The sequence below is a fragment of the Bacillus sp. LL01 genome, assembly GCF_001037965.1.
Genome location: NZ_LFEL01000005.1, coordinates 222,030 through 243,612, shown reverse-complemented (window position 1 = coordinate 243,612; position 21,583 = coordinate 222,030). Strand labels below are relative to the sequence as shown.

15 protein-coding genes are annotated in these 21,583 nt (G+C 45.4%); 9 read left to right on the top strand and 6 right to left on the bottom strand.

Annotation, left to right across the window (positions count from 1 at the left end; genetic code table 11):
* Positions 1-131 precede the first annotated feature (131 nt).
* Together AB685_RS16255 and AB685_RS16250 are read left to right on the top strand one after the other, a co-directional pair.
* Complete coding sequence (locus tag AB685_RS16255) at positions 132-512, top strand: MerR family DNA-binding transcriptional regulator (RefSeq protein WP_047971631.1); 381 nt, start codon at positions 132-134, stop codon at positions 510-512.
* The gene (locus AB685_RS16250; protein WP_047971630.1) at positions 502-2,211 is read left to right on the top strand and encodes an acyl-CoA dehydrogenase family protein; all 1,710 of its coding nucleotides are present in this window, start codon (positions 502-504) and stop codon (positions 2,209-2,211) included. The genes AB685_RS16255 and AB685_RS16250 overlap by 11 nt, the downstream gene beginning before the upstream one ends.
* 114 nt (positions 2,212-2,325) lie before the next feature.
* Here the strand turns inward: AB685_RS16250 and AB685_RS16245 are convergent, their stop codons facing one another.
* Positions 2,326-3,762 (bottom strand): carbon starvation CstA family protein, encoded by a 1,437-nt coding sequence (locus tag AB685_RS16245; RefSeq protein ID WP_047971629.1) that lies wholly within the window; start codon positions 3,760-3,762, stop codon positions 2,326-2,328.
* Between the two features lie 290 nt (positions 3,763-4,052).
* Between AB685_RS16245 and AB685_RS16240 the strand changes: the two genes are divergently transcribed.
* From AB685_RS16240 to AB685_RS16225, 4 genes are all read left to right on the top strand, one after another.
* Complete coding sequence (locus AB685_RS16240) at positions 4,053-5,795, top strand: ATP-binding protein (RefSeq protein WP_053073847.1); 1,743 nt, start codon at positions 4,053-4,055, stop codon at positions 5,793-5,795.
* A 10-nt stretch (positions 5,796-5,805) separates the two neighbouring features.
* A complete protein-coding gene (locus AB685_RS16235) occupies positions 5,806-6,036 on the top strand; it encodes an excisionase family DNA-binding protein (RefSeq protein WP_047971628.1) in 231 nt (76 codons plus the stop codon).
* 760 nt (positions 6,037-6,796) lie between these two features.
* Positions 6,797-8,173, top strand: coding sequence for an aldehyde dehydrogenase (locus tag AB685_RS16230; RefSeq protein WP_047971770.1), 1,377 nt, complete (start codon positions 6,797-6,799; stop codon positions 8,171-8,173).
* Positions 8,174-8,407: 234 nt separating this feature from the next.
* Positions 8,408-9,616, top strand: coding sequence for an MFS transporter (locus AB685_RS16225; RefSeq protein ID WP_047971627.1), 1,209 nt, complete (start codon positions 8,408-8,410; stop codon positions 9,614-9,616).
* Positions 9,617-9,763: 147 nt separating this feature from the next.
* Here AB685_RS16225 and AB685_RS16220 read toward each other — a convergent pair whose 3' ends face one another.
* The 3 genes from AB685_RS16220 to hpaB all read right to left on the bottom strand — a co-directional run bounded on the left by AB685_RS16220 (position 9,764) and on the right by hpaB (position 12,892).
* Positions 9,764-9,961 carry a YwbE family protein gene (locus tag AB685_RS16220; protein WP_047971626.1) on the bottom strand — a complete coding sequence of 66 codons (198 nt, stop codon included), beginning with the start codon at positions 9,959-9,961 and terminating at the stop codon, positions 9,764-9,766.
* Between the two features lie 402 nt (positions 9,962-10,363).
* Entirely contained in the window at positions 10,364-11,314 is a 951-nt protein-coding gene (locus AB685_RS16215; RefSeq protein ID WP_053073846.1) for a glycerophosphodiester phosphodiesterase, read from the bottom strand.
* Positions 11,315-11,452: 138 nt separating this feature from the next.
* On the bottom strand, positions 11,453-12,892 hold the full coding sequence (gene hpaB, locus AB685_RS16210) for a 4-hydroxyphenylacetate 3-monooxygenase, oxygenase component (RefSeq protein ID WP_047971625.1): 1,440 nt from the start codon (positions 12,890-12,892) through the stop codon (positions 11,453-11,455).
* A 139-nt stretch (positions 12,893-13,031) separates the two neighbouring features.
* Between hpaB and AB685_RS16205 the strand changes: the two genes are divergently transcribed.
* Entirely contained in the window at positions 13,032-14,150 is a 1,119-nt protein-coding gene (locus AB685_RS16205; protein ID WP_047971624.1) for an alanine racemase, read from the top strand.
* A gap of 435 nt (positions 14,151-14,585) precedes the next feature.
* On the opposite strand, the gene AB685_RS16200 is transcribed toward AB685_RS16205, so the two are convergent.
* Entirely contained in the window at positions 14,586-15,971 is a 1,386-nt protein-coding gene (locus AB685_RS16200; protein ID WP_047971623.1) for a dipeptidase, read from the bottom strand.
* Positions 15,968-17,455: an amidase family protein gene (locus AB685_RS16195; RefSeq protein ID WP_047971622.1), complete on the bottom strand. Its 1,488-nt coding sequence runs from the start codon at positions 17,453-17,455 to the stop codon at positions 15,968-15,970. The genes AB685_RS16200 and AB685_RS16195 overlap by 4 nt, the downstream gene beginning before the upstream one ends.
* 409 nt (positions 17,456-17,864) lie before the next feature.
* On the opposite strand from AB685_RS16195, the gene AB685_RS16190 reads away from it, so the two are divergent.
* Together AB685_RS16190 and AB685_RS16185 are read left to right on the top strand one after the other, a co-directional pair.
* Positions 17,865-19,607, top strand: coding sequence for an ABC transporter ATP-binding protein (locus AB685_RS16190; protein ID WP_047971621.1), 1,743 nt, complete (start codon positions 17,865-17,867; stop codon positions 19,605-19,607).
* Complete coding sequence (locus AB685_RS16185; protein ID WP_047971620.1) at positions 19,588-21,396, top strand: ABC transporter ATP-binding protein; 1,809 nt, start codon at positions 19,588-19,590, stop codon at positions 21,394-21,396. The genes AB685_RS16190 and AB685_RS16185 overlap by 20 nt, the downstream gene beginning before the upstream one ends.
* The last annotated feature ends 187 nt before the right edge of the window (positions 21,397-21,583 follow it).

Here is a 21,583-nt window from a genome sequence, read left to right as displayed (position 1 = left end):
CACAAGAAGTGGACCTACCTTTTGAGGGAGGTCCTTTTTATGTGGAAAATTTATGATTGAACTTAACGTTAACGTCAATGATAAACTATAATTGTAACTATCTAAATTTTCAGTAAAGGGAAGAGTCCATTATGTACACGATCTCGCAGCTTGCTAATGAATTTGACATATCCACCAGAACAGTCCGCTATTATGAGGAGCTAGGTCTCCTTGAACCCGCCCGCTCGGAAGGCAATCAACGATTGTTTTCTAAAAGGGAATATGCACGCTTGAAGCTGATAACCAGGGGCAAACGGTACGGCTTTCAGCTTGATGAAATCAAAGAGATGGTCACCTTGTTTGATAAGGACCGCACCGGAACGAAGCAACTGGAGAAAACCATCGAATACGGAACGCAGAAAGTAGCGGAAGTGGAAGAACGAATTCGGGAACTGACCGAACTGAAAGAGGAAATGAGTGAACTTCTCAAGGATTTTCAAAAAAGACTAGGAGGAGAAACAAATGACACGTAATTTTTTCACAGAGGATAAGCATCTGCAAAATGTTCTGAAGCAGCACTTGGAGCCGGAATTTTACGAGTGGGCGGAAAAAGAGCTCACTGAGTTTGGGGAGAGTTGTGCAAATGAAATTGACGAGAGAGCTGTCCACACCGATCGGGAAGGTCAGCCGAAGCTTATCAAATATAACAGGATGGGCGAGGATCTTTCCGAGGTTTGGGTGAATGAGGGGTACAAGAAGACGGTCGAGGAAACCTACAATAGAGGAATTGTTGGATATGTGCACAAGGAGATTCCGGAACTTGGCCGATGCGGCAACTATTTGTATTCGTATGCCCAAGGCTACCTGCTTTCCCAGACAGAACCCGGCTTCTACTGCCCTGTCACTCTTACTATGGCGACTGCCTACCTCCTCGAGCACTATGCAGACCAGCATGTTAAGGATAAATTCCTTCCGCATGTTATTTCGACTGGAGAGGTAGAACTTTTTGAAGGGGCGACATTTCTGACGGAGAGACAGGGAGGATCGGATGTCGGGGCGAATGAGACGAAGGCGGTGCCAGACCCAAACGGGGACACATATCTTCTAACGGGTGAGAAGTATTTCGCCTCCAATGCCGGCCAGTGCGGCGTGGCGATGGTGCTGGCTAGAATGGAAGGTGCACCAAAAGGGACGAAGGGGCTGAGCCTGTTCGCTGTTCCTTGGAAACACGAGGACGGCGATGGAAAGCTGAATGGTATTGAGATTAGACGATTGAAGGATAAGCTCGGCGTCAGAGCTGTCCCTTCCGCAGAAGTTCTGTTCAACGATGCGATAGGTTACCTTGTAGGGGAGCCAAGCAAAGGGATCTATTATATGATGGAAGCTTTAAACCTTTCGCGTGTCTGCAATGCGATTGCATCCATCGGCATTATGCAAAGGGCGTACACCGAAGCGCGCAACTATGCGACAAGTCGCGTGACGTTTGGCGATCAGTTGATTAATTTTCCGATGATACGTGAATCTTTAGTAGACATGTCTGTGAAGCAAGAGGTGGAAACGAGTGCTAGTTTTGAGTTGGTGGCATTGTTCGATCGTGTCATGCGAAAGCAAGGTGACCAGATCTCAGAAGAAGAGGTCGTCCTCAATCGACTTCAAATTGCCCTTTTGAAAAAAGAAACCGCAGAACAGGCGGTCCACTTTTCCCATGAAGCCATTGAAATGCACGGTGGGAATGGTTTCATAGAAGATTTCGTTACCCCAAGGCTTTTGCGTGATGCCCAAGTATTGACCGTTTGGGAAGGAACTGCGAATATTCTAGGGATGGAAGTGCTGAGGTTGATGGGACGTTTCAAGGTGGAACGGATTTTCATAGAGTCTATGAGAGAAAGAGTGTCCTCCGTTATTTCGCTGGATGCTTCCTTGAAGGGACCAGTCGAACAGGCTTTGGTGAAACTGCAGGAGCTTTGCGATTTTACAGGAAGTTGTGCTCCAGAGATCCAGACTGTTTACTCCAAAAAGATTGCCAGCCTGATGGTGAAAATTTTTGAAAGTGTAATTGCGTTGGAAGGTGCTGCCTCTGGGGATGCCCGTGAAAAGGCGAAGGGCGAACTGTTTATCCAAATGACCTGGAAAGATTCCGATCTGTGGTTTGATAGGGAAAATAAGAAGTTGAAACACTTTGACTTGATTGTGAATTGGAAAGAGCATTCGGTTGGGGTGGAGCAGAAGTAATAGTAATACCGTTCTGGCGCGAGTGTGTGACAAAGCTTGTGCCAGAACGATTTTCTGGTTAACTCCGCATAAAAAAACAGGCAACCCTAAAGGTCACCTGTCCTCTAAACTAAACTAAGCTACACGCTTTTCTGCGCCACCAGACTTAATTTTTCGATACTTCACTATCTGACTCACAAACCAACCAAGGATCACCAAGGTTAGGGAGAAACCAAGAATTAAAGAAATGTTATAATCCATTCCCAATCCCTCTGGTGCGTAGAAGATATACGTACAAACTACTCCTGTCATAAACAATGCAGGAACGCTAGCAATCCAGTGAAACTTGTGCTCTTTTAGTAGATACATAGCGGCTGTCCACAGCATTACCGTTGCAACTAACTGGTTTGTCCATCCTACATACCTCCATAGGAATGTGTAGTCGATGGTGGCAAGATACAACGCAGGTGCTGCCAATAACAGAGTAACTAATAGCACTTTCAGTTTGCCCTCCATGTTGAAGAACTTGGAAAACATTTCTGTCAGGATCATACGGGAGGAGCGAAGTGCAGTATCACCCGTTGTAATCGGAAGGATGATAACTCCAAGGATTGCAAGGATTCCCCCAAGTGTTCCAAGCAGGGAAATGGAGATTTCATTTACCACGTACGATGGTCCGCCTGTGGCAAGGGCTTCCTGTAGTCCGCCTGTTCCGTTAAAGAACGTCATACCTGCTGCGGCCCAGACCAGCGCGATCATCCCTTCTGTAACCATTGCACCATAGAAGATTTTACGCCCGTGAGATTCCTTTTTCATCGTGCAAGCTACAATCGGACTTTGTGTGCAATGGAAGCCGGAAATCGCCCCGCAGGAGATGGTCACCATCAACAGCGGCCAGATTGGCAGTTCCTGAGGGTGCAAGTTTGCAAATGTCAGGTTCGGTATCTGTTTATCTGTGAACAATAGCGCTACGGCAATCGCAACTGCCATGAAAAGCAGGATAGCGCCAAGTAATGGATATATTTTACCGATTATTCGATTGACAGGTAATAGAGTAGCCAATAAAAAATACCCGAAAATCAAAAGTAATGCCATCATGAAGCTTAGTGGTGTCAGCTGGGCGATCAGTTGGGCAGGTCCTGCTGTAAAGGCCGCTGCCACTAGGACCATCAGTACGAGTGAAACCACATAGATGCAAGATTTCACCACATTCCCTAGATATTTTCCAACGATTGTCGGGTATTGTGCCCCGTTGTGCCGTAAGGAAAGCATGCCGGAAAAGTAATCATGTACTGCACCGGCAAATATACAGCCGACAACAATCCAGATGAAAGCGACAGGTCCATATAACGCTCCTAGCACGGCCCCGTAAATGGGTCCCAAACCAGCAATATTTAAAAGTTGGATCAGATTCCCTTTCCACCATGGCATGGGAACAAAATCGAAGTTGTCCCTTTTTGTATAGGCAGGAGTAGAGTTCTGATCATTAATAACAAAAACTCTTTCAACGAATTTGGAATAAAAGATATAACCTAGAACTAGAAAAATAAGTGCGCCAAAAAATGTGATCATGATGTTCTCCTCCTGTTGTGTGAAAATTACAATTTCAAACATTTTAACACGTTTAAGCGGAAAAACAACAGATTGTTCTGAAAAATTTAAACTTTTTGTTAAATAAAACGGTTTCATGTCGAAGAAAAAGGTTATAAAAGAGGGAAAGTGGTATTGTAAACGTCTGCCATATATTGCTTTACCAATGGATATGACATACAATGAAAGCTGTTAACTAAGGCTCATTTACATTTTTAAGAGCCACAAGGATTTTAAAAACGCTTTAATAAAGACAGCTAAGAGATTCGAGAGTGATTTCATTGAAAACAATCTATCATAAACATAAATTGGTAATAAACCTGTTTGCTGTCATCCTTATCGGAATCAGCCTATTTGTGTTCCACCTTAAAAGTCCATTACCCTTAATGGTTACGGAAGCACCTTTGTTACTTTTGCTAGTATGTTCACTTGTGCTCTTAACTATCAATACAGTACCGCTTCCGCCAAAAGGCAATTCTCTCAGTATGGATTCCGCCATCTATTTGGCAACCATATTTGTTTTCGGTTTGGATTTGTCTTTATGGATTCTGCTTGCAAGCGGAGTAATATATGCTCTGTTGAAAAGGGAGATCGCCTGGTGGAAGCATCTTGTGAACTTTGCCATGTATGTACTCATGATTACAGGTGCACATTACATTTTCCAATGGACAGGTGGTTCAGAAGGGTACCTTGAAACTTCAAGCCTACTATCCTACCTCACAACACTAATAAGCTATTTCTTTATTAATATACTGGTGATCGGGGTATTCTTTTACTCGATTGGTCAACCGCAATTTTTTAAAGAGATGTATAGCACGCTCAAAAAATCAGTTTCCAATTATGCAATCACATTGTTCTCTGCATTGCTTCTTTCCTTACTGTTCGAGTCGGATGCCATTATGGGACTAATTATTTTCACCTGTATCATCTTATTGGTATCAAGAGGATTCAAAGAGTACTTTATTTTAAATGAAGAGATTGATAAAGATCGTGCATACCGGCAGCAGATACTTAATTCCCTACCTGTAGGGATTATCACAGTAGACGATGATCAGTCCAATTTTTCCTTGAACACCTCAGCATCGTCTCTTTTAAACCTGACTGGAGAAGAAATCAAGAACGTAAGTCTGATGAAGGAACCACCTTCGTTCAACGCATCCTTCTGGGACATCATGTTATCCAAACGGATCTGCCAAAATGTCAAGGTGGTCTACTCCCTAAACGAGAATGAGATGCACCTGCTCGTCTCGCAATCCGTTCTTCATGATGATAATAGAAATGTTATCGGTAGAATTTTTTATTTTATCGATATAACAGAAACGGAAGAATTGGAAAGACGGATGCATCAGTCGGAAAAACTTGCCGCCTTAGGGGAACTGGCCGCTGGGGCAGCACATGAAATTAGAAATCCTCTCGCAGTGCTTCACGGTTTCTTCTCTTTGATGAAACAATCCTTCACCAAAGAGGATTTGGACCGCTTTCAGGTACCGCTTCTTATAAAAGAATTTGAAAGAATCAATGCCATCATTGAGGACATGCTGCTAATGGCACGCCCTGGCGCCCCCAGGTTGCAGGCGATATCCATCAAAGCAATCATACAAGAAATTCCTGATTATCATGAAGCAGGTGACACAGGCGATGAACCTGACTTACAAGTGGCTCTGGATGATACGAAGGTGATGGTAGATCCCAAACAGATGAAACAAGTCATTTATAATCTATACCGGAATAGCAAAGAAGCGATCAAAGGGAAAGGCGTAATATCCATTTACTCCAAAGCGTTGAATGACAAGTACCAATTATTTTTCAAAGATAATGGATCGGGAATCCAAAGTGAGATGCGAAAATCGCTGTTCCACCCTTTTCATACATCCAAAGAAACCGGAACAGGACTTGGACTGACTATCGTCCAACGGATTGTTGAAAATCACAATGGGAAGATTGAAGTGTATGAAACATCGCCTAAAGGCACCACTTTCTTAATAACTTTGCCATTATCCCATCAAAATGAGTAGGAGTGACATCATGTACCTATCAATAAAGGAGACAGCCGAATATCTGGCATGCTCCGAAGCTTACGTAAAAACCCTGATACAGCAGAAAAAAATCCGGGCATTGTTTGACGGGGCGGATTACTTGATCAATAAAGACCAATTCACGACCCATATGAAACAGATGGAGAAATACAAGGAACTTGTTGAGGAAACTCGAAACGAGCCGATTCCTGAGGATATTGATATTAAGGATGAGGACTAAAAGGGAAGCACCTATCTGGGTGCTTTTTTTAAGGCTCTTTTCTCAAAGATTGTTGCTATTCGCTTGTAAAAAGTCGGGAATTAGACTTTTTACCGTGTATCTACTTTCAAAATATCATGCAATCTCTCCGAATAACCAGGAAAAGAGCACGACAGCAACAATTATTACGTTCGTTGTAAAAATACGAAATAGCAACAAAGTTTACGAAAACAGCCTTTTTTAAAACGTAAGAAAGTATCAAATCCGGTTGATTTCCGTTCCAGGCGCTTCGCTTTCCTGCGGGCGGTCCGTAAGCCTCCTCACTCCGCCTGAGGGGTCTTACCTGTCCCTTCCTCCCGCGGGAGTCTGCGCGCCTTCCACTACAATCAACTAGGTGGTTTCATTCCCGTTAGAAGAACGAAAATCATCTCTACTAAAAAGTGATGAAATAGCCATTAACCAAAATTACATAAGAACTTTAGCTGTGGATTGGAGCAAATGGCGGAGACTCCCACGGGGGAGCAGCGACAATCTTGAGACCCCGCAACGAAGTGAGGAGGCTCAAGGTCGCCCCGTGGAAAGCCCAGCCATTTGCGGAAAGGAACAGCGGAGGATAACTCAATATTTAGCATTAGAAGACCAGGCGGTTTTTGCCCGGTTTTTTTTATTGACAACGATCAAAAACTTGTCTATTTCATTCTATTTGTAAGAGAATAGAAATAACATAATCTGAATCCATGAGAAACAGGAGGAATCTTGTATGACGATATCAACAACCAATATAAATGAGTCGGTCGAAAAGCTGCTGGCAAACCATAGGAGCTATTTTGCCAAAGGGGAAACGAAGGATATCGATTTCCGACTCGAGCAGCTGGCTACTTTGAAAAAAGCGGTCAAGCAATATGAGCCGGAATTGATGGAAGCTTTGAAAAAAGATCTTGGTAAATCAATTTTTGAAGCGTATGGGTCTGAAGTGGGGTATATCCTCGACAGCATTGGTTTTTTCATGAAAAATCTGAAGGGATGGGCAAAGGTTAAGAAGGTAAAAACGCCACTAGTCCATACCGGATCCAAGAGTCTGATCTATTCGCAGCCATATGGGACGGTACTTATTGTCGGTCCTTTCAATTATCCGGTGCAACTCGTGCTGGAGCCGCTGATCGGGGCAATTTCTGCGGGGAACTGTGCTGTCATCAAACCTTCTGAGTTTACCCCGAATGTTTCTAAGGTGCTTGCGAAAATGATCGGAGAATTTTTTGATGAGGAGTACATCAGTATTGTCGAGGGGGCAAAGGAGGAGACATCCGCCCTGATTCACGCGCCGTTCGATTATATCTTTTTTACAGGAAGTGTGGAGGTTGGAAAGATTGTCATGCAAGCGGCAGCGAAGCGGCTTGTACCGGTGACGCTGGAGCTTGGGGGCAAGAGTCCTTGTATCGTCCATGAGGATGCCAATATCGAGGTGGTTGCTCAGCGGATCGCGTGGGGGAAATTCATGAATGCGGGTCAGACCTGCGTTGCTCCCGATTATATCCTTGTTCATGCAGATGTCAGAGAGAAACTGGTGAAAGCACTCGTAAAAACGATACAGGATTTTTACGGAAACGATCCGCAGCAAAGTAAGGATTATGGACGTGTAGTGAATGAACGTCAATTTGACCGGCTTGCTTCGTTAGTGGACATGGGAAAAGTGGTCACTGGTGGAGGCTTGAATCGCGATGTGCTCTATATGGAACCGACTATTATGAATGGTGTTTCTTGGGAAGATAAGGTGATGCAGGAGGAGATATTCGGTCCGATTCTGCCTGTTCTAGAATACAGAGACCTAAAGGAAGCCATGACACAGATTAATGACCGGCCTAAGCCGTTGGCACTGTATGTGTTCACCGAAAATAAAGAGGTGGAGGAGCTAGTTATTGAAGGTACATCTTTTGGAGGTGGGTGTGTGAATGACACTGTCACCCATTTGACCAATCCATATCTGCCGTTTGGTGGAGTTGGTACTTCAGGCATTGGCTCGTATCATGGAAAAAACAGTTTTGAAACTTTTTCACATAAAAAGAGTGTGATGAAGAAAAGCACCAAGTTCAACTTAAGCTTTTTGTATCCGCCGTATTCGGATAAGAGCATCAAGATGTTGAAGAAGTTCATGAAATAGGCGAGAGTGTACTATTAAGAAGTCTTTTGAGTGGAAGGGTCAGGAAGTTCTTAACATTTCTTTTGTTCGTCTTCTGTGTTAATATTTAGATAGACGAAATATATATTAAAGGCAGCCTTTTGGAGGAAATGAATCTTCGTTTGTGGAGATTCATTTTCTTCTTTTCTAGTTAAATAAAGGATCCTAGCTATTGATAGGTAGAGGGGCGTCTTTTTATAATAGGAGCGTGTAAGAATGGTACCGATTCAGAAAAAAGAAGCGTTATGGACAAAAGCGTTCATCATGTTGATGGTAGGAAATTTGTTTGTTTTTATGTCCTTTCAAATGCTGATTCCAACCCTTCCTCCATATATAAAATCATTAGGTGCCACAGGTTTTGAAATTGGCTTGGTGACAGCCTTGTTTTCCATTGGAGCTGTGTTGAGCAGACCATTTATCGGTTATATGCTTGAGTACCGGGCACGTAAACCTCTTGTATTGATAGGGGCGGTTGCGCTGCTTGCGGTGACGGTGATTTACCCATTGTCCCAGATTGTCGTGATATTTCTCTTGTTCCGTTTTATTCATGGATTGGCTTGGGGCTGGTCGACAACGGTCAATGGCACGGCCGCTGTTGATGTGATTCCTCGGTCTCGATTAGGAGAAGGGATGGGATATTACGGGCTATCCATTACGATAGGGATGATTGTTGCACCGAGCTTGGGAATCTATCTATATCAGGTAACAGAGTTCTCAAACCTGATTATCGTATCTGCCGTACTTGGACTGATCGCGCTTGGGCTACTTTCGATTGTCCACTACCAGACGCCTGCTTCTGTGGAGAAGACGAAAAGGGAAGACCTGAAGTTCTCCTACTTTGGATCTCTTGTTGAGAAGAGTGGCTGGTATCCGGCATTCATCACCTTGATTGCTACATTTGGGTACGGCTCGATTGTGACATTCATTGTCATTTTCGGAGAGGAAAGAGGGATTGACCAAATTTTCCTTTTCTATCTGGTGAATGCGATTATGGCTTCATTGTCACGTCCTATTGCAGGTAAATGGTTTGATAACCATGGGCCGCGGGGCTTGGTATTAATGTGTATGTTCTTTTCATTTGTAGGAATGTGGGTGCTGTCCTTTGCACACTCCAACCTGTTTATCGTGGTGGCTGGAGCTTTGTTTGGAGTAGGTTTCGGTTCCTTGATTCCGACCTTGCAGTCTTGGACGTTATCCGTTACACCGGAAAACCGTCGAGGGGTGGCAAACGGCATGTTCTTCTCCTCCATCGATCTCGGAATTGGACTAAGCGGCATCATCTTTGGCGTCCTAGCCCAATTTGTCCAAACAGCCACCCTGTTCCAAATCTCAAGCACCTTCATGCTCATCGCCATGCTTTTCGCCTGGATTGAAGGAAGACGCAGAAAGCGAGAAGTCCTAGAGGAAATGAGGGAAGGGGCATAAAGGTTCTAAAGGGTCTGAACCTCACGCCGTTAAAGTGGTAGAGAGGTGAAGAGGGTCTGACCCGCAGAACGTTAAAGCGGTAGAGAACTGAAGAGGGGTCTGACCCCTCATAGATTAAAAAAAGCGTAGTCCCAACAATTGTGGGGGCTACGCTTTTTCTATTTCTTTTACTCTGCCGACTTGTCCGTCTTGGAGGCGGACTTTGATGCCGTGTGGGTGGTTTGGGGATTTTGTAAGAATGTCTTTAACGATCCCGCTTGTCAGTTTTCCAGTGCGCTGGTCTTGTTTTAGTACGATTTTAACTGGTAGGCCGATTGTAATGTCTGACCGCTTTTGTCCATTCATATTGGGAAACCTCACGTTTCTGTATTTATTATCTAATTATTATATCACATTAGGAGTGTAGCCACTTCATCATCAATACAAATCTCTGCCCCCACGGAGGCCACTGAAAAAGTACTGAATTTTAGTTCTTGGGTAAACACCGCTGTTGATTTCCGCGGGGCGAGGTTGAGCCTCCTCTGGCTGCGCCCTGCGGGGTCTCAAGATTGTCGCTACTCCCCTGCAGGACAAGGAAGGCTACGGCAGCGATACATCGCACGCAGAAAATGCTCGCATTTTCAAGGAGTCTACGCTATTTGCTCCAATCCACAGCTAGAAACCATTAAAAACAATTCGTTTTCAGTTTTGCAGTGCCCTCTTTTTAACGAGGTAGGGGCTTTGTTTTTGTGGTAGCAACATATTCCATTAAAACTCCATTTCCTCTATCACTTCAAGCAATAGGTCAGGCCGGTTGGTCAAAATTCCATTCGCACCTCTTTCAAGGAGATAGCGCATCGTGTCCTTATCATCAATAGTCCAGTAGTGCATTTGTACGCCACTTCGTTGTGCGTCACGAATGAGACGCTCATTGGTCAGATCGAATATGCTCTCTTGAAGTGGCACTTGAAAGGCATCCACTTCAGGTTTGTATAGGTTTCGGACAAACAGTTTGTGAAGTAGGACGAACCTGGTAATTTCCTGTCTTCCGCCAACAAGGGCCACTCTTCCTTCTGTAAAGCTAGTAAATGTATTTAAAATTTCCTGATCAAAAGAGGCCACAAGTAGCGTATCCTCCCTGTTATATTGAACTGTAAGCTCCCATAGCTTTCTTGCAATCTCTTCGTACTTTTCGGGAGGATTGGTGTCTTTGATTTCAATTTCTATACGGGTGTCAGGGAAGGCCAGGAACATTTCTTCAACCGTCGGGATGGTGACACCTTTTCCCCGAAAACTGTTGTTTCCCTCTAAATCCACAAAATGATAGCCAGCATCAAGTTGTCTGATTTTCTCCAACGTCAAGTCGGCTACGGCACCTTGTCCGTCTGTTGTGCGGTCCACAGTAGGGTCATGAATGGCAACAAGATGACCATCCTTTGTAATATGTATATCCGTTTCTAGCACATCCACTCCCATTTCCACTGCTTGTTGAAAAGCGGCCAAGGTGTTGGAAGGAGCGAGATGTTCTCCACCTTGATGGGCGATTACCAGGGGCTTGCCGCTATTTTCGAAGAAGGGCTTTGTTGCTTGTTTGTTTATCGGGATTAGGGTGAAGACAAGTCCAATGGTGCCGATAGCACCGGCAATGGCACCGAGTACTACCCATCCCTTTCTTTTCTTTTTCGGTTTCTTCTGTGAAGGAATCGTAATTTCCGCCATTTGTGACGTAACCTCACTCTCTAGTAATCTGTTACTACTTAAATTATAGAATATTTGGAAAATAAAGAAAGGGGGTAGTCCTATTTTTTAGAGACTCCCCTTTATTTTTTATATAACTACTTGTATCCTGGTTGTCTCCTAAAAGCCCAACTCCTTTGCAACATCATCAACGAGCTGGTGGCGGTCATATTCATGGTAAAGGCCCATAGCAAGTCGGGTCGGGCAGCCGAAGAAGAAGCGTTCGTATAGAGTTTGACGGGAGCCGAATGCGCTCATGCTGACATCCCATGCCAGGCGGAACAGTTTGATACGGGTCTGTGCATCAGTCGTGGCCGATTGCAGGTACTGGTCGATATCAGCTCGGATTGGCGATTGAAGATCCCGTTCGGTAGGAATGGAGACCAATCCGCTGGCGCCGAGGAGTTGCAGAATTTCGATGAATCTCGGATATACCTTGGGAAACTGGGCAATTGCAACTGAAAGAGGGGTCACATCTGGAACCATCGTCCCATGCTTATCCTGTTTTGCATTCATTTCCGAGGCGAGAAGCAATGCCTTATGATTCTCTAATGCGATGATGATTTCGCTGATTTTCTCTTTTACATGTCCGTACTCTCCGATGGCAATCGTGTTGACCAGTAACTGGGCAACCCCTAAGACGAATTCCGCCTTCTTTACTTGTCTTGACACCACCTGATGGGTGACAAGTGGCTTGAAGTTGCTTGCGCCATATAATTTGTTTGCCACATCAATATTTTCGGAAACGAATACCCGCTCCCATGGGACAAGAACGTTATCGAGCACCACAATTGCATCCATCTCTTCAAACCTTGATCCAAGCGGATGATTAAATTGGGAGGGATCGTACGAAAAGGATTCCCGGCAGATGAATTTCAATCCTTCCATATTGCTTGGAATACTGAAGGCATATGCAAAAGGCTCCTCAAACATTTTTAGTCCTGAAGAGGAGATGATGATTTCATCCGTGATGCCACCTTGTGTCGCCAACAAACGTGCGCCCTTGATGACAATCCCTTCTGAAGTCTTATCCACCATCCTTGCTGCTACAATATTTTCATCATCTTCATAATGAAAGGAAGAACGGTTTACCTGCGGGGAGATGAATGTATGGGTGAAAGACAGATCATTTTCTCTTGCATGGTGGTAAAAATTGCGAAGGTTTTCTGGGAACTGTGGTCCTTGCTCTTCCAATAGATCTGCCGAAGACGCAAGAGCCATTAAGGTCGAGTTTTTATAATCAGGCGAGCGTCCCATCATGCCGAACGTCGATTTCGCCCAGAGCTGCACCATCTTTCTTCTTTTCTCCAAATCTTCCCTCGATGTTGGCCGTAAAAAGGAGGTGCCCACCAAATCACCCGTTGAATCGGATACATAGGTCGTGATCTCTTTATGCTTTTCATCATGTTGAAAGTCATACAGGGCAGCCTGACTTTTCATTGCACCAGCAAATGCAGGGTGCTCCGAAATATTTCCTCTTACCTGTTCCCCGTCATACCAAACATTTGCATGAAGCGCGTTGATCCGATTCAGATACTGTTTGCCGTTTATAATTCCCATGTCTATCACCCTTTGCCCAGATTACTCCTACCAATGTATGCAGGTGGAGTTGTCTGATTTCCAAACAGCCCATCCTCAAATTGTGAATGATTTCGCTTGCGTGGTATAGTGGGGAAAAGACGGTCTGGAGGGAGAAAATATGAACAAGGAATGGAAGAATCTCGATACACCAACGCTCCTGTTGGATCACCCTGTTCTGCTCAAAAATATCCGAAATATGAGTGATTTTGCAAAAGAAAACAATATAAATCTTAGGCCACATATCAAAACCCATAAATCCGTGGAGATTGCGAAGCTGCAGCTGGAACATGGTGCAATAGGCATCACAACTGCAAAGCTGGAGGAAGCGGAAGTGATGGCACATACAGGTATCGTGGATATTCTTGTGGCATATCCCGTTTCAAGTCCTGCGAAAATAGAGCGGATTGTCGGGTTGCTGAATAAAGGGGTGGACCTGAAAGTATCCGTAGACAATCTGGATCAGATCAAGCTTCTTCAAAAAGCGCTGGAGAAAACGGGACACACCCTCGAGGTCTGGATCAAAGTCAATTCCGGCCTAAATCGCTGCGGAGTGGAGCCTGGGACAAATGCTGTCGATCTGGCTAGAGGCATCCTGTTCTTATCACAGCTTCGGCTCGGAGGCATCTTTACCCATGCCGGACATTCCTATGGCGCAAGAGGAAAAGAGGAGCTAGAGCGTATTGCGGTGGCAGAAGCCGAGGCGGTGGTTAGTAGCGCAGAAGCTTGCGAAAAAGCGGGAATTCCGATACCGGTCAGAAGCGTTGGCTCGACGCCTACCTATCGGATAGCCGGAAAGGTGGAAGGCATTACCGAAGTCCGTCCAGGTAACGCCGTATTTTTTGACAGTATTCAAGTCGGTCTTGGTGTTGCGGAAAGGGAAGACTGTGCCCTTTCAGTTCTCGCTTCGGTCGTTGGTGTGTATCCGGACCAGATTGTTCTCGATACCGGAAGCAAAACCTTATGTCTGGATAAAGGGGCACACGGGTTGGATTCTGTGAAAGGGTTTGGCTATGTGGTAGACCATCCCGAACTAACGATAGAAAGACTTTCTGAGGAGCATGGGGTGGCGGTGTTTGACAGGGAGAGGCCTGGGAGTGATATCAGATTGAACGACAAAGTTCGAATCATCCCCAATCATGCCTGCACGGTGGCGAACATGTTCGATGAGTACACGGTTGTGGAAGGAGAGCATGTTGTGGATATGTGGAAGGTGGATGCGAGAGGGAAGAGGAAGTAGAAGGGGTAAGTAACTGGTTTAAGAAGGAGAACGTGTAGGTGATGGGGTGTGACCTGATTTTTACTGGTTTTTTAATGAAAATAGAGGGTTTTGAGTCTCCCAAAAATGGTTCGGACACTTTTGTGAAGTGTTCGGACAGAAATACGTTTGTTTTTTGATAGGTTCGGACAAAAAAACTCTCCCTTCGGACAGAAAGGAGAGCGGTTCGGACATTTGAAAAATTCGTTCGGACATTTCAGTCAAATGTTCAGACAAGAACCCTAAATCTTCGGACAAATTTGGAAAAACTTCGGTCAAGAATCAAAAAAGTTCGGACATTCTCTAGAAGGTGCCTGAAAACTCTACTTTTAGACATCTTCAATCGCACACCTTTACTTTATTCCTCGCCTTCTCCGCCAATCCACCTATCTCAAACCACCAACCGTCAATTCTCCCTCACTCCACATCCAGCACCGCTGCCAACTCCTCCCAATACGCACAAAGCGTCAGCAGCCCTTTATCAAAATTCTTCAGCTTGAAATTTTCATTCGGTGCATGGACATTATCAGACGGCAAGCCGAAACCCATCAGTACAATCGGAGCCTGCAACACTTCGTCCAGCGTCGATACAATCGGCAAAGATCCGCCACCACGCGTAAAAGTTGTCGGGACCTTCCATACCTTTTCAAAGACACGGCTTGCCGCTTGGATGGCAGGGTGGTTGAAAGGTGTGACAAACGGTGCTCCTTTGTCAAAAAGGGAAACCGAAACTTCCACGCCAGCTGGCTTATGCATGGTAACATGCTCCTGCAACAGAGCGAGAATCTCATCCGGATCCTGGTCAGGCACCAGACGGCATGTGATTTTCGCATGAGCCTCAGAAGGAAGGACCGTTTTGATGCCGTCCCCTTGGAATCCACCATACACCCCGTTCACTTCAAGCGTCGGGCGGACCCATGTTCGTTCGTAAAAGCTGTAGCCCTTTTCGCCGTAAAACTCCTGTACGCCGACTTCCTCTTTTACCGCAGCCTCATTAAACCCAATTGCTTCAAATGCCTCTTTCTCTTCCAATGTCAAAGGCACAACTTTATCGTAGAACCCATCGACCGTCACCACTCCATTGCCGTCATGGAATGAATTGAGCAATTCCACCACCGCATGAATCGGATTTGCCACTGCCCCACCGTAAAGCCCGGAGTGGAGGTCGCGCTTCGGTCCCTTTATATCGAGCTGGAATCCACACATCCCACGCAGACCATAACAGATGGTCGGCTTGTCCTCTTCGATCATCGATGTGTCCGAAACTACTACAACATCGGCTGCAAGCATCTCTTTATTTTCCTCGATAAAAGCGGGCAGGTTCGGGCTCCCAACTTCCTCTTCGCCCTCTATACAAAACTTGAAATTGAACGGCAAGGTTCCCGTCGTCTGAAGGACTGCCTCCAACGCTTTCAGGTGCATGAAGGTCTGCCCTTTATCATCGCTTGCACCACGTGCATAAATGCGCTCGTCCCGGATTGCAGGCTCAAAAGGCGGGGTATCCCATAAATGTAGTGGATCGACAGGCTGCACATCATAGTGCCCGTAGATCAGCACAGTCGGTTTATCATCCGCTTTCAACCATTCCCCATACACAATTGGGTGGCCTTTTGTAGGATGAAGCCCCACATTATCCATGCCAAGCTTCCTTAAGGAATTTGCCATCCATTCTGCAGCACGCAATGTGTCTGCATGATGCGCAGGAAGTGCGCTCACGCTTGGAATGGAAAGCAGGTCCATCAATTCTTCCAAATGCTTTTCTCTATGCTCCGACAAATAGGAGGTGATGGTGGCTGTTGTCATGATTTTACCCCTTTCTTCAAAACAGGTGTTTTTCGATGTTTCGTAACTTGTTCATATCCATAGGCGATCTGGATGAGGGTGCTTTCTTCAAAGGCTCTTGCTGTAAAAGTCACACCAACCGGCTTTCCTTCCTTTGTATAGCCACCGGGAACGGTGATGGATGGGTAGCCTGCTTTGGCAGGAATGCCAGCACCGAAGTTGTTCGGCGTCAAGATAGCATCTAGCTGGTGCTCTTCCATAACAGCATCAAGCCCCGCTTTCCTTGAGCGGTAGAGATCTTTTTCACGGCTTAAAATATACTCTTCTTCTGTCAAGGTACCGCTATGCTTTTCGCTCTCCTCCAGGACGGTCTGCTTATACTGCAACATCTTGTTGGAATCCTTTTCGTTAAATGCGATTAAATCCTTTAAACTCTTAATCGGCACTGTTGAACTTGTTCTGCGTAAGTAGGCATTGAGACTCGGTTTGAATTCATAAAACAGTGTATGGTAATCCCATGCTTCTTTTGCAAAAGGAATATCAATGGAACCGATTACTTCAGCGCCATTGTTACGAAGACTTGCGATGGCTTCCTCCATTATGAGTGCTTCTTCATCTGAAAAGTAGGTGAAATATGGGTCACGAGCAACACCTATTCGCATTCCTTTTAGCCCTTCTTTTAATAGGAAGGAAGTGTAGGATATCCCAGGACTCGGATTCGTCAAAGTTGCCGGATCTTGCTCATCCGTGTTGGACATGGCGCTCAACATGATGGCGGCATCTGTAACCGTTCTGGTCATCGGGCCGGCTGTATCCTGGCTGAAAGAGATAGGAATGATGCCTCTGCGACTGACCAATCCAACAGTAGGCTTGATTCCAACAACCGAGTTCGAGCTTGCCGGACTCAAAATCGATCCAGAAGTCTCCGTCCCAATTGCAGCAGCTGCAAAACCGGCCGCTACCGCAGAACCTGAACCGCTGCTGGAACCACCGACATCAAATTCACCAGGACTGTATGGATTGAGGACTTGTCCACCTCTGGAGCTATATCCATTCGGCATCTTTTCTGTCATAAAATTGGCCCATTCGGTCATATTCGTCTTACCAAGAATGACAGCACCTGCTGCCCGCAACTGGCTTGCAACCGCGGAATCTTCTGTTGCCACATGATGTTCGAGAGCCAAGGAACCGGCACTCGTGTGCATGTTGTCACCGGTGTCGATATTATCCTTCAATAGAACAGGAATACCATGAAGGGGACCGCGCGAGCCAGACCTTTCCCTTTCTAAATCGAGCGCTTCCGCAATGAATACGGCATCAGGATTGATTTCAAGCACCGCATTCAGACTTGGCCCTTTTTTGTCATACTGGCTGATGCGATAAAGATACATTAGAACCAGCTCTTTCGCTGTTACCTCCCCAGAGTCCATTGCGGCCTGTAACTCCTCAATGGTCGCATTCGGCAACCAATCATCCACAAGCTTAGAGAGTTTCGGGTGGTTCATAGGTAAAACCTCCTTTATAATTTGGGATATAAGTTTTTCTGATAGAAAAGTATAGTAAATCCAGTTTCCCCTGTTGATTGGAGTGCAAGGTGTGAGACTCCGGCGGGAGGTAGCGGTAGACTTGAGACCCCACAACGAAGTGAGGAGGCTCAAGCACCGCCCCGCGGAAAGCGAACACCTGGAACGGAAATCTACAGGGAGTTAAAAAGGAATCCAACTTTTTTCAACTTCCTACCAATAATAATAATTCAAACTATTTAAAAAACATAGTAATAAAGGTATGATAATAAAATAATATATAAAATTCAAGATATTCGTTTCGCTAAACGAAAGATCAAACGCGTTTAAAATAGATTTTATCGTTTCAACGCAGACTAAACATAGTGAAAGATTTGGAGGAACACGTGTTATGGGGAAAATTTTTTCATATTTAAAACCGTATAAGCTGGCAGTGGTAATCGCATTGTTTCTAATGCTGACGGAATTGGTTGTAGAGCTGATGCATCCATTGCTGATGGCAAAAATTATTGACGAAGGGATACTGACAGGAGATCTTGATGCCGTCATGAAGTGGGGAGGCATCATGGTGCTATTCTCCTTTATCGCCTTTGCTGCAGGTGTCATAAATTCCTTCTTTGCCGCCCATGTCAGTCAAAGCTTTGGGTTTGATATCAGAAGGGGACTTTTCGGGAAAATACAATCGTTTTCATTTGCGAACTTCAGTCTCTTTCCGACATCCTCGCTTATTACAAGAATGACCAATGATGTGACACAAATTCAGAATACGGTGTTCATGAGCTTGCGGATCATGCTGCGCGCACCGTTGCTTGTCATCGGTGGTGTGGTGATGGCGTTGATAGTCAACTGGCAGCTGGCCCTGTTTCTTGTGGTCGGCGTCCCTGTCCTGTTCATCTTCCTTGTCTGGATGATGAAGAAGGGGGGAGCACTATTCAAATCCGTTCAGGAGAAGCTGGATGGTGTGAACAACGTCATGCGGGAAAACCTTGGCGGAATTCGTCTGATTAAAGCCTTTCTCCGTAAAAAGCATGAAATTAAGCGCTTCGGCAATGCAAGTGAGGAACTGAAGGACCAGACCGTGTCGGCTCTTCGTCTTATGGAAGTCACGATGCCGATTCTCCTGCTTATCATGAACGGAAGTATTCTTGCTGTTCTTTGGTTTGGTAGCATTGGCGTCTCAAATGGCGGCGCTCAGGTGGGGGAGGTTGTGGCCATCGTCAACTACGCAACCAGAATCACCGGCGCACTTTCCATCTTTTCTTTTATCATCATGGCATTTGCCCGTGCGAAAGCGTCGTCTCACCGTATAACGGATGTATTGGATGAAGAGATAGACCTTGTGGATAAAGTAAATGTGGATAAGGAGGCAACCTTCTTAAACGGGGAAATCGAGTTTGACAATGTCTCTTTCCGCTATCCCAACACCGAAATTCCGGTGCTCGAGGAGATCTCCTTCCATGTAGAAGCAGGTACCACGGTTGCGATCATGGGAGCGACAGGTGCAGGGAAGTCCTCCTTATTCCAGCTGATTCCAAGGCTTTATGATGTCGACAAAGGGATTATCCGGGTGGATGGGACGGATCTGACGGATCTTTCCTTGAAACGTCTACGTAAGCAGATCGGGTATGTCCCGCAGGAAGCACTCCTTTTCTCCGGCTCTGTAAAAGACAACATTGCCTGGGGGAAAGAAGATGCGACATTGGAGGAAATCATTCAGGTGGCAAAGGATGCACAGATTCATGATACAATCGACCGCCTGCCGAAAAAGTACGAGACGGTTCTCGGACAAAAAGGGGTCAACCTTTCCGGTGGGCAGAAGCAACGGCTTTCCATTGCTCGCGCCCTTGTGAGAAAACCAAAAATTCTTATGCTTGATGACAGTACAAGTGCGCTTGATCTGAAGACGGAAGCCAAGTTGCTTGCAGCCATCAAAAAATATCACTGCACAATATTTATTGTTACGCAAAAAGTAAGTACGGCCATGGAAGCCGATAAAATATTGCTTATTGAAGACGGTAGACTGCTGGAAGAGGGAAGCCACGACAAACTCCTGGCAACCTCGAAACTTTATCAGAAAATTTACCAGTCACAGTTTGGAACGGAGGTGGCAGAGCATGTCGAAGCGTATAAGTAGTAGCGCAGCCGTTGCTAGTAAAGCTAATCCGAAGGCGAAAGCGAAGGATTGGAAAGGGACCATAAAGCGTGTGTGGAGATACCTTGGAGAGAATAGAGGCATGCTGCTGCTTGTTCTGCTTATGGTATTAATAAGTTCGGTACTGGGATTGTTAGGGCCGTTCATTGTTGGGATGGCGATTGATAATTATGTAGTGGAACAAAATACAGCCGGACTTTTAAATGTTTTGATCGGCCTCGTGTTCATCTACATTTTTTACTCCCTGTCTATGTGGCTACAAAACTACTGGATGGTTGGAATCGCGCAAAATACGGTACTGAAAATGCGAACGCAGCTGTTTGAACACCTTCATAAGCTGCCAATTCCTTATTTTGATAAAAGGCAGCACGGGGAACTGATGAGCCGGGTAACGAATGATATGGAAAATGTGAGTTCCACACTTAACAGCTCAGTGATCCAAATTTTCTCTAGTATCCTGACATTGGTTGGAACGGTGTCTGTCATGCTTTATCTTAGCCCGTTGTTGACAGCAATCACTTTGATAATAGTACCGGTCATGTTCCTTGGACTCAAATGGATCACAAACAGGACAGGTCCCCTATTCAAACAGACCCAAAAGAACCTAGGGGAACTAAATGGATATATTGAAGAAACCATCTCCGGTCAGCGGATCGTCAAAACGTTCTCGCAGGAAGACAAGGTGATGGAGGAGTTTACCGAAAAAAGCCTGAAGCTGAGAAAATCCGCTTACTGGGCGCAGACTTATTCAGGCTTTATCCCCAAACTGATGAATATGCTGAACAATCTGAGTTTCGCCATCATCGCAGGTGTAGGGGGGATTCTGGCACTGAACACGCAGTCTGGAATTACCATCGGGGTCATCGTCATTTTTGCGGAATATTCGAGACAGTTCACCCGACCGCTCAACGACCTTGCCAACCAATTCAACACCCTTTTGTCTGCGGTAGCTGGTGCGGAGCGTGTGTTTGATGTCCTGGATGAAGAAGAGGAAGAGAGCGATGAGACAGAAGCGATAGAGCTTCACTCTGTTAAAGGGGAGATGGAATTCAGAGATGCGTCGTTCTCCTATGACGACGATGACACGACTATCCGTAATATTAGCTTTCATGTAGATGCGGGGGAGACGGTCGCATTTGTCGGCCCGACTGGTGCAGGTAAAACCACGGTCATCAACCTGATTTCCCGTTTCTATGATTTGGATAGCGGCAGTATTTTGTTGGATGGCCATCCGATCAACCAGATAAAACGGTCGAACCTTCGAAAGCATATGGCATTCGTGTTGCAGGATTCGTTTCTGTTTGAGGGGACCGTCCGGGAAAATATCCGATACGGAAGGCTGGATGCAACGGATGAAGAAGTAGAGGAAGCGGCCAAGATGGCTAATGCTCACTCATTCATCAGAAAATTGCCTGGTGGCTACGATTTCAAATTGAAACAGGACGGAAGCGGTATCAGCCAAGGGCAGAAGCAACTCTTGTCCATTGCACGTGCAGTGCTGGCTAATCCTACAATCTTGGTGCTGGACGAAGCAACAAGCAGCATTGATACGATCACTGAAATGAAAATTCAAGAAGCATTGCAACGTTTGATGGAGGGAAGAACGAGCTTTGTCATCGCCCATCGTCTGAATACCATTCAGAGTGCCGACCAGATTCTGGTCCTGAAGGAAGGCGAAATCATCGAAAAGGGCTCGCATAATGAATTGCTAGAGGAGCAAGGGTTTTACTATGAACTGTTTACGAGTCAGTTGAAGAAGGATGTTGGATAGTAAAGATAAACGGTAGCGTCGTGACGAGATTGATTGTTGCGGCTGCACCGTTTCTTTTTTTTTTTGCGTTAACCCTGCTTCTAAAAACAAAAAAAACACGTAGATTTTTCCCGGGAAATCTGTCGCTATATAAAGGTTTTTGTCTCAATGGCTCAAAGGATGATGGAGACATGTATTGTCTATTTCC